Source organism: Pseudomonas fluorescens (genome assembly GCF_041354075.1).
In the GTDB taxonomy this organism is placed as follows: domain Bacteria; phylum Pseudomonadota; class Gammaproteobacteria; order Pseudomonadales; family Pseudomonadaceae; genus Aquipseudomonas; species Aquipseudomonas fluorescens_CE.
In genome coordinates, this window is the sequence record NZ_JARZGC010000011.1 from 89,627 (window position 1) to 102,895 (window position 13,269).

12 protein-coding genes are annotated in these 13,269 nt (G+C 61.2%); 2 read left to right on the forward strand and 10 right to left on the reverse strand.

All coding sequences use genetic code 11. The features are described from left to right. Positions 1-32: 32 nt before the first annotated feature. The 4 genes from QIW53_RS16360 to QIW53_RS16375 all read right to left on the reverse strand — a co-directional run bounded on the left by QIW53_RS16360 (position 33) and on the right by QIW53_RS16375 (position 5,468). Entirely contained in the window at positions 33-1,130 is a 1,098-nt protein-coding gene (locus QIW53_RS16360) for a polyamine ABC transporter substrate-binding protein (RefSeq protein WP_371050627.1), read from the reverse strand. Between the two features lie 273 nt (positions 1,131-1,403). Beyond that, a complete protein-coding gene (locus QIW53_RS16365; protein ID WP_371050628.1) occupies positions 1,404-2,516 on the reverse strand; it encodes a polyamine ABC transporter substrate-binding protein in 1,113 nt (370 codons plus the stop codon). 170 nt (positions 2,517-2,686) lie between these two features. Further along, positions 2,687-4,051 carry an aspartate aminotransferase family protein gene (locus tag QIW53_RS16370; protein ID WP_371050629.1) on the reverse strand — a complete coding sequence of 455 codons (1,365 nt, stop codon included), beginning with the start codon at positions 4,049-4,051 and terminating at the stop codon, positions 2,687-2,689. A gap of 58 nt (positions 4,052-4,109) precedes the next feature. Further along, positions 4,110-5,468, reverse strand: a complete 1,359-nt coding sequence (locus QIW53_RS16375) for a glutamine synthetase family protein (protein ID WP_371050631.1) — start codon at positions 5,466-5,468, stop codon at positions 4,110-4,112. Positions 5,469-6,163: 695 nt separating this feature from the next. Between QIW53_RS16375 and QIW53_RS16380 the strand changes: the two genes are divergently transcribed. Next, positions 6,164-7,540, forward strand: a complete 1,377-nt coding sequence (locus tag QIW53_RS16380; protein ID WP_371050632.1) for a glutamine synthetase family protein — start codon at positions 6,164-6,166, stop codon at positions 7,538-7,540. A 198-nt stretch (positions 7,541-7,738) separates the two neighbouring features. After that, a complete protein-coding gene (locus QIW53_RS16385) occupies positions 7,739-8,365 on the forward strand; it encodes a TetR/AcrR family transcriptional regulator (RefSeq protein ID WP_371050633.1) in 627 nt (208 codons plus the stop codon). A gap of 200 nt (positions 8,366-8,565) precedes the next feature. On the opposite strand, the gene QIW53_RS16390 is transcribed toward QIW53_RS16385, so the two are convergent. The 6 genes from QIW53_RS16390 to ssuE form a co-directional block, all read right to left on the reverse strand. Continuing rightward, on the reverse strand, positions 8,566-8,781 hold the full coding sequence (locus tag QIW53_RS16390) for a TOBE domain-containing protein (RefSeq protein ID WP_003229256.1): 216 nt from the start codon (positions 8,779-8,781) through the stop codon (positions 8,566-8,568). 33 nt (positions 8,782-8,814) lie between these two features. Then, positions 8,815-9,621 (reverse strand): aliphatic sulfonates ABC transporter ATP-binding protein, encoded by an 807-nt coding sequence (gene ssuB / locus QIW53_RS16395; protein WP_371050634.1) that lies wholly within the window; start codon positions 9,619-9,621, stop codon positions 8,815-8,817. Then, on the reverse strand, positions 9,618-10,400 hold the full coding sequence (gene ssuC / locus QIW53_RS16400; RefSeq protein WP_371050635.1) for an aliphatic sulfonate ABC transporter permease SsuC: 783 nt from the start codon (positions 10,398-10,400) through the stop codon (positions 9,618-9,620). Before ssuC ends, ssuB begins: the two co-directional genes overlap by 4 nt. Before the next feature lie 8 nt (positions 10,401-10,408). Further along, positions 10,409-11,557, reverse strand: coding sequence for an FMNH2-dependent alkanesulfonate monooxygenase (gene ssuD, locus QIW53_RS16405; RefSeq protein ID WP_371050636.1), 1,149 nt, complete (start codon positions 11,555-11,557; stop codon positions 10,409-10,411). A gap of 25 nt (positions 11,558-11,582) precedes the next feature. Further along, complete coding sequence (locus QIW53_RS16410; RefSeq protein ID WP_371050637.1) at positions 11,583-12,548, reverse strand: sulfonate ABC transporter substrate-binding protein; 966 nt, start codon at positions 12,546-12,548, stop codon at positions 11,583-11,585. Between the two features lie 89 nt (positions 12,549-12,637). Then, positions 12,638-13,231 carry an NADPH-dependent FMN reductase gene (gene ssuE / locus QIW53_RS16415; RefSeq protein ID WP_371050638.1) on the reverse strand — a complete coding sequence of 198 codons (594 nt, stop codon included), beginning with the start codon at positions 13,229-13,231 and terminating at the stop codon, positions 12,638-12,640. Positions 13,232-13,269: the final 38 nt, after the last annotated feature.

Sequence of the window (13,269 nt, forward strand, 5' to 3'; positions counted from 1 at the left end):
AAGCGAACTTTGGTTAGTTTGAATCTTGAACGCTATTTACCCGACTTGACCTTGGTCCAGCTGCGGGTCATCAAACGTTGAATGTTGGGCGGCAGCTCGATGGACACGTAGGTTTTTTCGAGCACTTCCTGGGGTGGATAAACCGATTCGTCGGTGCGGATGTCCTGGTCCATCAGTTTGTCCGACGCCGGGTTCGGGTTGGCGTAGCCGACGTAATCACTGACCTGCGCAATCACTTCAGGTTTCAACAGATAGTTGATGAATGCATGCGCCTGCTTGACGTTGGCCGAGTCCTTTGGAATGGCCAGCATGTCGAACCACAGCGCGCCACCTTCCTTGGGAATCGAGTAGGCGATGTTCACGCCCTTCTTGGCTTCTTCGGCACGGTTTTTCGCCTGGAAGATATCGCCGGAGAAACCGATGGCCACGCAGATATCGCCGTTGGCCAGGTCCGCGATGTACTTGGATGAGTGGAAGTACGTCACGTAAGGCCGCACCGCGAGCAACTTGGCTTCGGCCTTCTTGTAATCGTCGGGGTTGGTGCTGTTGGCATTGAGGCCCATGTAGTTGAGGACCGTGGGCATCATCTCATCGGCGGAATCGAGGAACGCCACGCCGCAGCTTTGCAGCTTCTTGATGTTTTCCGGCTCGAACACCGCGGCCCAGGAATCGATCTTGTCGACGCCCAGCACGGCCTTGACCTTGTCGACGTTGTAGCCGATGCCGTTGGTGCCCCACAGATACGGCACGGCATACAGGTTGCCCGGATCGTTCTGTTCCAGGCGTTTCAACAGCGCCGGGTCGAGGTTGGAATAGTTCGGCAACTGCGACTTGTCGAGCTTCTGGAAAGCCCCGGCCTTGATCTGCTTGCCAAGGAAGTGGTTGGACGGCACGACCACGTCGTAACCGGTGCGCCCGGCCAGCAACTTGCCTTCCAGGGTTTCGTTGGAGTCGAACACGTCGTAGACCGGCTTGATCCCGGTCTCTTTCTGGAAGTCGGCCAGGGTCGTTTCCCCGATGTAATCCGACCAGTTATAAATGTGCACGGTGCCAGCGGCCTGGGCACTGACAGCCAGGGTCAGTCCGGTGCCGATCAGCAATGCATTGCGCAACAAAGAAAAAATAGGCAAGTGGAGGTCCTCTAAAATGAGTTGGGCCCAAGTTGCCCCGCGTTACATGACAGTCGTACCTGCCCAGCAACAAAACCGGCGCGCAACTTACCCTCGATAAACCGATCCGGCAAAACTTTTATCCAGATTTCCTTCTGAATCCTCATGGATGCCCCTGTAGGAGCGCGCATGCTCGCGAAAAGAATGCCGCAATACCGCGGGGTGCCGGACACCCCTCGTTATCATTGACGACCATCGCGAGCATGCTCGCTCCTACAGGTACAGGATCCGTGCTTACTTACCGGATTTGATCTTGGTCCAGCTGCGGGTCAGGATCCGCTGGGTCGCGGCCGGCAGGTCGGCAATCGCGTACAGCTTGGCCAGCACGTCGGCTGGTGGGTAGATGCCCGGGTCGCTGGTGATGTCCTTGTCCACCAGTTTGGTGGCTTCGGCGTTACCGTTAGGGAAGCGCACGGCGTTGGTGATTTCAGCCATGATTTCCGGCTTCTGCAGGAAGGTCATGAACTTGTAGGCACCCTCGACGTTTTCAGCATCCTTGGGGATGGCGACCATGTCGTAGAAGCTGCCGGCACCTTCTTTCGGAATGTTGTAGCTGACTTTCACCTTGTCGCCGGCTTCAGCCGCGCGGGACTTGGCCTGGTAGATGTCACCCGAGTAACCGACAGCCACGCAGATGTTGCCGTTGGCCAGGTCGGAGATGTACTTGGACGAGTGGAAGTAACCAATCGAAGGACGGATTTTCAGGAACAGCGCTTCGGCTTCGGCCAGTTGCTTCTTGTCCTGGCTGTCGGTCGGATAGCCCAGGTAATGCAGCGCCACCGGGATCATCTCGGTTGGCGAATCGAGGAAGCTGATCCCGCAGGACTTCAACTTGGCGGCGTTTTCAGGCTTGAACAGCAGGTCCCAGGAATTGGTCGGTGCATCGGCACCCAGTGCAGCCTTGACCTTGTCGGCGTTGAAGCCGATGCCGATCGAACCCCACATGTACGGGAAGGCGTGTTCGTTGCCCGGGTCGCTGACCGATACCGCCTTGAGCAGGTCGGTGTTGAGGTTTTTCCAGTTTGGCAGCTTGGACTTGTCCAGCTTCTGGTAGACGCCCGCCTTGATCTGCTTGGCCAGGAAGTTGTTCGACGGCACGACGACGTCGTAGCCGGACTTGCCTGCCAGCAACTTGGCTTCCAGGGTTTCGTTACTGTCGAAGACGTCGTAGACCACCTTGATGCCCGACTCGTCTTCAAACTTCTTGATCGTGTCCGGAGCGATGTAATCGGACCAGTTGTAGACGTGCAACACCTTGTCGTCCGCCTGCACCGCACCCGCCATCACCCCCATCAGTGACAGGGCGAGGAGAGTCTTGCCAGCAAGCTTTTTTCCTAATGCCTTCATGCGTTAATGCTCCAAATTTTTCTTTTTTGAACCACTTTGTTCAGCGGCCGAACCCGGACAACTGGAACCGCGGCTAGTCTGGCAAGATCCGAGGCGGTCTTTCAAGGAAAGGCCACCCTTTATGGCTGCACTGAGCGAAAGTTTCATGTCTCCCGCTCAGAGCCTAGCACTTAGCCCTGCAACGCACTCAGGGTCAGGTCCAGGCACTTGCGCGCCTTCTCCACCAGCTCATCGATTTCCGCCCTGGTGATCACCAGCGGCGGAGCGATGATCATGGTGTCGCCCACCGCGCGCATGATCAGGCCGTTATCGAAGCAGAACTGGCGGCAGATCATGCCGACGCCCTTGCCTTCGTAACGCTTGCGCGTGGCCTTGTCCTGCACCAGCTCGATCGCCCCCAGCAGGCCAACACCGCGCACTTCCCCCACCAACGGGTGATCGTTCAGTTCCCGCAGACGTTTCTGCAAATACGGTGCCGTTTCTGCGTGGACGCGCTCGATAATTTTTTCATCGCGCATGATGCGGATGTTTTCCAGCGCCACGGCGGCGGCCACCGGATGCCCGGAATAGGTGAAACCGTGGTTGAAGTCGCCACCCTCGTTGAGCACCGCCACCACTTCATCGCGCACGATCAGGCCACCCATGGGGATGTAGCCGGAAGTCAGGCCTTTGGCGATGGTCATCATGTCGGGCTCGAGGCCGTAGAAATCGGTACCGAACCACTCACCGGTGCGGCCGAAGCCACAGATCACCTCGTCTGCCACGAACAGAATGTCGTACTTGGCGAGGATCTCCTTGATGCGCGGCCAGTAGGTCTCTGGCGGAATGATCACGCCACCGGCACCCTGGATCGGCTCGGCAATGAAGGCACCGACGTTGTCCACGCCCACTTCGAGAATCTTCTCTTCCAGCTGGTTGGCCGCCCACACGCCGAATTCTTCCGGCGTCATGTCGCCGCCTTCACTGAACCAGTACGGCTGAGCGATGTGCACGATGCCCGGAATCGGCAGGTCGCCCTGCTCGTGCATGTAGGTCATGCCTCCCAGGCTCGCGCCGGCCACGGTGGAACCGTGATAGCCGTTCTTGCGGCTGATGATGACTTTCTTGTTCGGCTGGCCCTTGATCGCCCAGTAGTGGCGGACCATGCGCAGCATGGTGTCGTTGCCTTCGGAACCGGAGCCGGTGAAGAACACATGGTTCATCCCTTGCGGCGCGATGTCGGCGATGGCCTTGGACAGCTCCAGCACCGGCGGGTGGGCGGTCTGGAAGAACAGGTTGTAGTAAGGCAGCTCACGCATCTGCTTGCTGGCGGCATCGGCCAGTTCATCACGACCGTAACCGATCGCCACACACCACAGGCCGGCCATGCCGTCGAGAATCTTGTTGCCTTCGCTGTCCCACAGGTAGACACCCTTGGCATTGGTGATGATCCGCGGGCCTTTCTCTTTCAGCTGCTTGAAGTCGCTAAACGGCGCCAGGTGGTGATCACTGCTCAAGGTTTGCCATTCACGGGTTTGCGGGTTGTTGCTGGTCATACCGATCTCCTAAAAATCCAGGTGAAGGCGCTGCTCGACATCGGCAGCGCCCGGCGCATCAGACGGCGAAGAGCAGGAATTCCCGTTCCCACGAACTGATGACGCGCTTGAAGTTTTCATGCTCGGCCCGCTTGACCGCGACGTAGCCAGTGATGAAATTCTTGCCCAGGTAGCGTTCGATGGTCGCGCTGTTTTCCATGCGCTCGAGCGCGTCCTCGATGGTCAGCGGCAGGCGCAGGTTGCGCCGTTCATAGCCGCGCCCCACCACCGGCGCACTCGGGTTCATGCCTTCGACCATGCCGATGTAGCCGCACAGCAGGCTCGCGGCGATCGCCAGGTAAGGGTTGGCGTCAGCGCCCGGCAGACGGTTTTCCACGCGACGGTTCTGCGGCCCGGCATCCGGAACCCGCAGGCCCACGGTGCGGTTCTCTTCGCCCCACTCCACGTTCACCGGTGCCGAGGTGTCCGGCAGGAAGCGGCGGAACGAGTTGACGTTGGGCGCGAACAGCGGCAACAACTCGGGAATCAGCTTCTGCAGGCCACCGATGTGGTGCAGGAACAGCTGGCTCATGGTCCCGTCTTCATTGGAGAAGATGTTCTTGCCGGTCTCCATGTCGATAATGCTCTGGTGCAGGTGCATCGCGCTGCCCGGTTCGCCGGTCATGGGCTTGGCCATGAACGTGGCCGCCACGTCGTGCTTGAGCGCGGCCTCGCGCATGGTGCGCTTGAAGACCAGGATCTGGTCGGCCAGGGACAGGGCATCGCCGTGACGGAAGTTGATTTCCATCTGCGCCGTGCCGTCCTCGTGGATCAGCGTGTCGAGGTCCAGCTCCTGCAATTCGCACCAGTCGTAGACATCTTCGAACAGCGGATCGAATTCGTTCGCCGCTTCGATGGAGAACGACTGACGACCGATTTCCGGGCGCCCGGAGCGGCCAATGGGCGGCTGCAACGGGTAGTCCGGGTCGTCGCTGCGCTTGGTCAGGTAAAACTCCATCTCTGGCGCCACGATCGGCTGCCAGCCCTTGTCGGCATAGAGCTTGAGGACCTTCTTGAGCACGTTGCGCGGCGACAGCTCGATCGGGTTGCCCTGCTTGTCGTAAGTGTCGTGAATCACCTGGGCGGTGGGCTCGATGGCCCAGGGCACCGGGTACACCGCGTTCTGATCGGGACGGCAGACCATGTCGATGTCAGCCGGGTCGAGCAGTTCGTAATAGATGTCGTCTTCGACATAGTCGCCGGTCACGGTCTGCAACAGAACGCTTTCGGGCAGGCGCATGCCTTTCTCGGCGATGAACTTGTTGGTCGGCGAGATCTTGCCCCGGGTAATCCCGGTCAAGTCGGAGATCATGCATTCGACTTCTGTGATCTTGTGGCTTTTCAGCCAATCGGTGAGCTGGTCGAGGTTGTGACTCATAAATGCCTCTAGGCTTTGAGTTTCCCGGCTATCGCAAGCCAGGCCATGGGTTGACGCATCGGCGTCGCGTTGAAATTAAGGTCAACGACAGGCTATCGTGTTTTCAATCAAGTGCACGGTGCGTGCCGGGCGTGCAGAATCACGAGCGCTGGCGTGCCGAGCGAATGCCAGGCCGCCATTGTGAATCGGTTCTATATTGAAAGGTGTAACCGTAACGGGGGTGCCATCAACGCCGTCCAGAATATCGGACGCCGACAGGGGTTTCGTCAGGGAAGCAGAAATCGCCGATGAGCCCGAAGTCGTTGTGGCCGTGGCGCGGACATTCGTAGGGTCACTTACGTGACAGGCATCGTGACAGGCATGCGGGCCGTTCTGCTTGGAGCATTCGGCGATGCCGGTCAACGGCAGGCGAGACATGGAGCACCCCGGTATTATTGCTGTTATGGGTTTGAATCGAGCTTAGCCTTGTTCATTTTTTTACACAACACCCCCGTAAAAAATACAACACGGCCCGCTCAAGCCCGCACCGGGGCTAGCGCTTGCGGGCATAAAAACGCCCCAAAGTGCTCCAAAAAAGCCTTGCCGGCGCTTTTTTAGGGCAAAAAAGCCCTCGCTTGACTTCGGCATGCCGTTCGGGTTGACTGGAATCCGAAGAGATCAATGATTGATATTTTTAACAACAAAGGTGTTGCATCATGTCGGTACCCCCGCGTGCCGTTCAGCTTAACGAAGCGAACGTGTTCCTTAAGGAACATCCTGAGGTTCTGTACGTTGACCTTCTGATTGCGGATATGAATGGTGTGGTGCGCGGCAAGCGCATCGAACGCACCAGCCTCCACAAGGTTTACGAGAAAGGCATCAACCTGCCGGCCTCCCTATTTGCCCTGGATATCAACGGCTCGACGGTGGAAAGCACCGGCCTGGGTCTGGACATCGGTGATGCTGACCGAATCTGCTATCCGATCCCCGACACCCTGTGCAATGAGCCCTGGCAGAAGCGCCCGACCGCGCAACTGCTGATGACCATGCACGAACTCGAAGGTGAACCTTTCTTCGCCGATCCGCGCGAAGTCCTGCGACAAGTTGTAACCAAGTTCGACGATCTGGGCCTGACCATCTGCGCCGCGTTCGAGCTGGAGTTCTACCTGATCGACCAGGAGAACGTGAACGGTCGCCCGCAACCTCCCCGCTCGCCGATTTCCGGCAAGCGCCCGCACTCGACACAGGTCTACCTGATCGACGACCTCGACGAATACGTCGACTGCCTCCAGGACATCCTCGAAGGTGCGAAGGAGCAAGGCATTCCGGCTGACGCCATCGTCAAGGAAAGTGCCCCAGCGCAGTTCGAAGTGAACCTGCACCACGTGGCCGACCCGATCAAGGCCTGCGACTACGCGGTGCTGCTCAAGCGCCTGATCAAGAACATCGCTTACGACCATGAAATGGACACCACCTTCATGGCCAAGCCGTACCCCGGCCAGGCAGGCAATGGTTTGCACGTTCACATTTCGATTCTGGACCGAGACGGCAAAAATATTTTTGCCAGCGAGGATCCCGAGCAGAACGCCGCGCTGCGTCACGCGATCGGCGGTGTGCTCGAGACCCTGCCGGCACAGATGGCTTTCCTGTGCCCGAACGTCAACTCGTACCGTCGTTTCGGCGCCCAGTTCTACGTGCCGAACTCGCCAAGCTGGGGCCTGGACAACCGCACCGTGGCCTTGCGCGTTCCGACCGGCTCCGCCGACGCGGTTCGCCTGGAGCACCGCGTTGCCGGCGCCGACGCCAACCCGTATCTGCTGATGGCTTCGGTCCTGGCGGGCGTGCACCACGGCCTGACCAACAAGATCGAGCCGGGCGCGCCCGTGGAAGGCAACTCCTACGAGCAGAACGAGCAGAGCCTGCCGAACAACTTGCGCGATGCCTTGCGCGAGCTGGACGACAGCGAAGTCATGGCCAAGTACATCGATCCGAAATACATCGATATCTTCGTCGCGTGCAAAGAGAGCGAGCTGGAGGAGTTCGAACACTCCATCTCCGACCTCGAGTACAACTGGTACCTGCATACCGTGTAAGCGGTTGCAGTCAGGAAAAACGCCGCAGGCCTCACCGCCTGCGGCGTTTTTTTATGGCCGCCTTCGGCGGATCGCGAGCGAGCCCGCTCCCACATTGGAATGCGATCGCCTGTGGGAGCGGGCTTGCTCGCGAAGGCGGCTTACGAGACAACTCACAACCCGCCTCGTACAATGCCCGCTGCCCCGCAGGAGAGCCCAATGACACGCGCCGCCACCCCACGCAAACCCCGCGCCGCCAGCCAGGCGCGGATCGATTCGATACTCGATGCCGCCCGCACGCTGCTGGCCGCCGAGGGCGTGAGCAGCCTGTCGATCTACAGCGTGGCCGAGCGCGCGCAGATTCCGCCCTCCTCCGTCTATCACTTCTTCGCCAGTGTCCCGGCGCTGCTCGAAGCGCTGACCGCCGACGTCCACGCCGCCTTTCGCGCCTGCCTGCAAGCGCCTATCGACCACGGGACGCTCAAGGACTGGCGTGACCTCTCGCGGCTGGTGGAGCAGCGGATGCTCGAGATCTACGGCCAGGACGCCGCCGCCCGCCAGCTTATCCTCGCCCAGCACGGGCTGACCGAAGTCACCCAGGCCGACCGCCAGCACGACATCGAACTCGGCGACCTGATGCACAAGCTGTTCGACCATCACTTCGAATTGCCAAGGTTGCCCGACGATGTCGATGTGTTCGCCCTGGCCATGGAGCTCGGTGATCGCGTCTACGCGCGCGCGGTGCAGCAGCACGGGCAGATCACCCCACGCATGGCCGAGGAAGGGATGCGGGTGTTTGATGCGTACCTGGGGCTGTATCTGCCGCCTTACCTGCCCAAGCGCTGAGATTCGTATTGGCTCGACGGACCCCATCGCGAGCAAGCCCGCTCCCACCGTGGTTTTGCGCCGGGCACAGAACCTGTGGCCACTGAAATCTCCTGTGGGAGCGGGCTTGCTCGCGATGGGAGCGCCACCGACTGACTGACTCACTCACATGAAAACCCCGAAGGGCTCAAGCCATTCGGGGCCGTGTGTACCGCACGCGATCACAACTTGGCGATCGACACCTCGGTGGATTTCACGAACGCGATCACTTCACTGCCGACCACCAGTTCCAGCTCCTTGACCGAGCGGGTGGTGATCACCGACGTGACGATGCCGGAAGCGGTCTGCACGTCGATTTCCGACAGCACGTCGCCCAGCACGATTTCCTTGATCGAGCCTTTGAACTGGTTACGAACGTTGATGGCCTTGATAGTCATGGTGTTGATTCCTGTCGTTGGATGAACTTTGAGTTACTGGGCCCAACGCAATTGCGTAGGCAAGGGTGAAACAGGTTCCGGTTCCGGCGGTTCGCCGGGCAGCGCGAGGACGCGGTTGAGCACTTCGGTTTCCAGCGACGCCAGCCGATGGGAACCACGAACCCGAGGGCGCGGCAGTTCCACCTGCAGGTCGAGGCCGACTTCCCCGTCTTCGATCAGGATCACCCGGTCGGCAATCGCCACCGCCTCACTGACGTCGTGGGTCACCAGCAACACGGTAAAGCCATGCTGCTGCCAGAGCCGCTCGATCAGTTGCTGCATTTCAATTCGGGTCAGGGCATCCAGCGCGCCCAGCGGCTCATCGAGCAGCAGCAGGCGCGGTTGGTGGATCAGTGCGCGAGCCAGCGCCACCCGCTGCTTCTGACCGCCGGACAACGCGGCCGGCCATTCATGGGCGCGGTCCGCCAGCCCGACCGATTCCAGCGCTTGCAACGCCTGGGGCCGCCAATCGCCCGTGAGCCCAAGGCCCACGTTGTCGATGATCTTTTTCCACGGCAGCAGGCGCGCTTCCTGGAACATCAACCGCGTGTCTTCCCGGGCAGCGCTCAGCGGCGCGGAGCCGGCGAGCAACTCGCCGCCCGTGGGCTGGTCGAGGCCGGCGAGCAAGCGCAGCAAGGTGCTTTTGCCGCAACCGCTGCGCCCGACCACAGCCACGAACTGCCCCGCCGGGATGTGCAGGTCGATCTCGCGCAGGACCTGCCGCGAACCGAAGGTTTTCTGCAGCTTGCGCACCGCCAGCGGAATACCGCGCAGCAGGCGTGGAGGTTGTTGAGCGGTCATGCGGCACCTCCCTTGGCGACCTGATAGGCCGGATGCCAGCGTAGCCATACGCGCTCCAGGCCACGGGCCGCGAGGTCGGCCAGCTTGCCGAGCACCGCGTACATCAGAATCGCCAGCACCACCACGTCGGTCTGCAGGAATTCCCGGGCATTCATCGCCAGGTAACCGATGCCGGAGCTGGCGGAAATGGTTTCGGCAACGATCAGGGTCAGCCACATGAAGCCCAGGGCGAAGCGCACACCGACCAGGATCGAAGGCAGCGCACCCGGCAGGATCACCTGGCGGAACAGGCTGAAGCCGGACAAGCCGTAACTGCGCGCCATCTCCACCAGCGCCGGGTCGACATTGCGGATGCCGTGATAGGTGTTGAGGTAGATCGGGAACAGCGTGCCCAGCGCCACCAGAAAGATCTTCGCCGACTCATCGATGCCGAACCACAGGATCACCAGGGGGATCAGCGCCAGGTGCGGCACGTTGCGAATCATCTGCACCGAACTGTCGAGCAGGCGTTCGCCCCACTTCGACAGACCGGTGATGAAGCCCAATACCAGGCCGATGCCGCCGCCAATGGCGAAGCCCAGCGCCGCACGCCAGCCACTGATCGCCAGGTGGGTCCAGATTTCACCGCTGCTGACCAGGCTCACCCCGGCTTCGATCACTGCGATGGGGGCCGGCAGAATGCGTGTCGACAACCAGCCCGCCGACACCGACAACTGCCACACCGCCAGCAGCAACACCGGCAACGCCCAGGGCGCCAGGTTGTGGATAAGTTTCTTCATGGCAGGCCTCAGCTCTGGGACGCGGCTTTGGGCAGTACATCGTTGGCGATCATCTCGCCGAACGGGCTGACGTACCCGGCGCCTTTCGGCAACTCGGGACGCTCGATGTCCAGATGCGGGAACAGCAGCTCGGCGACGCGGTACGACTCTTCCAGGTGTGGATAACCGGAGAAGATGAACGTGTCGATGCCCAGGTCCGCGTATTCCTTGACGCGGGCGGCCACGGTCGGGCCGTCGCCGACCAGCGCCGTGCCCGCGCCACCGCGCACCAGGCCGACGCCGGCCCACAGGTTGGGGCTGACTTCGAGGTTGTCGCGACTGCCGCCGTGCAGGGCCGCCATGCGCTGCTGGCCGACCGAATCGAAGCGCGCCAGGGAGGCCTGGGCACGGGCGATGGTGTCGTCGTCCAGGTGCGAGATCAGGCGATCCGCCGCCTGCCAGGCTTCGTCATTGGTTTCGCGCACGATCACATGCAGGCGAATGCCGAACCGCACGGTACGCCCCAGCTTTGCGGCTTTGGCCCGCACTTGTTCAATCTTCTCAGCCACGGCGGCCGGTGGTTCGCCCCAGGTCAGGACCATCTCCACCTGCTCCGCCGCCAGATCCTGCGCCGCTTCCGACGAACCGCCGAAATACAGCGGCGGACGCGGTTGCTGGAGCGGCGGATAGAGCAGTTTGGCGCCTTTCACGCTGATGTGCTGGCCGTCGTAATCCACGGTTTCGCCTTCCAGCACACGTCGCCAGATCCGGGTGAACTCCACCGAGGCCTGGTAGCGCTCTTCGTGAGTCAGGAACAGACCGTCGCCCGCCAGTTCATCCGGATCACCGCCGGTCACCAGGTTGAACAGCGCACGGCCACCGGACAGACGATCCAGGGTCGCTGCCTGCCGCGCCGCCACCGTCGGGGAAATGATCCCGGGGCGCAGGGCGACGAGGAATTTCAGGCGCTGGGTCACCGGGATCAGCGACGCCGCCACCAGCCACGAGTCTTCGCAGGAACGACCGGTCGGGATCAGCACCCCGCCGAAACCCAGGCGATCCGCCGCCTGGGCAATCTGCTGCAAGTAACCGTGGTCCACGGCGCGAGCGCCTTCGGCGGTGCCAAGGTAATGGCCGTCGCCGTGGGTAGGCAGGAACCAGAAAATATTGAGGCTCATGGAGTGGTCTCCTTGGGGAATCGAGTTACTGCGCCTTGGCAACGGCGGCCGGTGGTGTCCAGATCACGTCCTTGATGCTCAGCGGCTTTGGAATCAGCTTGAGCTGGAAGAAGCTGTCAGCGATCTTCTGTTGCGCGGCGACCACTTCAGGGGTCAGGAACAGCGCGCCGTAGCCTTGGCGCTTCACCGACGTCAGGGTGATGTCGGCGGGCAGGCCGAGCAGCGGCGCGACCTGTTGGGTCACGTCTTCAGGGTTGGCCTTGGACCATTCGCCGACGGCGCGCACTTCGTCCACGAGGGCCTTGATGACCTCGGGGTTTTTCTGTGCGTAGGGCTTGGTGGCCAGATAGAACTGGTGGTTGTCGACGATGCCCTGACCATCGCGCAGGGTGTGCGCTTGCAGTTGCTGTTCAGCGGCGGCCTGGTAAGGATCCCAGATCACCCAGGCATCGACGCTGCCACGCTCGAACGCGGCGCGGGCATCGGCGGGCGGCAGGAACACGGTCTGGATGTCGGAATACTTGAGGCCAGCGTCTTCCAGTGCGCGAACCAGCAGGTAGTGCACGTTGGAGCCTTTGTTGAGCGCAACTTTCTTGCCCTTGAGGTCCTTCACCGATTTGATCGGCGAGTCCTTGGGCACCAGGATGGCTTCGCTGTGCGGCGCGGGCGGCTCGTAGGCCACGTAGAGCAGGTCGGCACCGGCAGCCTGGGCAAACACCGGCGGTGTCTCGCCGGTCACGCCGAAGTCGATGGAACCGACGTTCAGGCCCTCGAGCAATTGCGGCCCACCGGGGAATTCAGTCCATTGCACGTCCACGCCCTGGGCGGCGAGGCGCTTTTCAAGCGTGCCCTTGGCCTTGAGCAGCACCAGGGTGCCGTACTTTTGATAACCGATTCGCAGGGTCTCGGCTTGAGCTTGAGTAATGGCGCCGAAGGACACAGCCGCTGCAAACAGAGCGACCAGACCGCGACGCAAAATGACAGTGCGCATAGCGCTCTCCTTTTTGCAGTGAGGTTTTGGCTGCACCTGCTTGGCCGTTGACGGCTGAGTAAGGTGAGTGGATCAAATTCGGGTGTGGCTCAAATGCTCCAGCGAGCACTCAACAGACGGTCATTCAACAGATTCGGATCGAGCGGCTTGGGCCGTCGGGCCATGGCGCCGAAAAACAGTTCCAGCGACTCGTTCAAGCGGTGTTCCAGTTCCGGCGCCAATTGCGCCGCGACACTGCCTTCGCCATAGGCGATCTGGCTGTCGACGGCGAAAATCCCCTGCAACAGCTCTTCGGCCTTGAGGGCCGACAACACCGGCTTGAGGGCGTAATCCACCGCCAGCATGTGGGCGATGCTGCCACCCGTGGCCATGGGCAACACCACCTTGTGCGCCAGTGCGCGCTCCGGCAGCAGGTCCAGCACAGTCTTCAACGCGCCGGAGAACGACGCCTTGTACACCGGGGTGGCAATCAACAGGCCGTCGGCGTTTTCGATCTGTTGCAACAGATCGAGCACTTTCGGGCTGTCGAACCGTGCGTGCAGCAAGTCTTCGGCCGGGAAGTCCCGTACCTGGTAACTCACCACTTCCACACCCTGCGCTTGCAACCAGCGTTGGGAGCGCTCCAGCAGCACCCCGGAACGGGAGCGTTGGCTGGGACTGCCACCGAGTGAGACGACCAGCATTTCAGACGATTCCTTGAACGGTGCAGGCGATTCGCAGT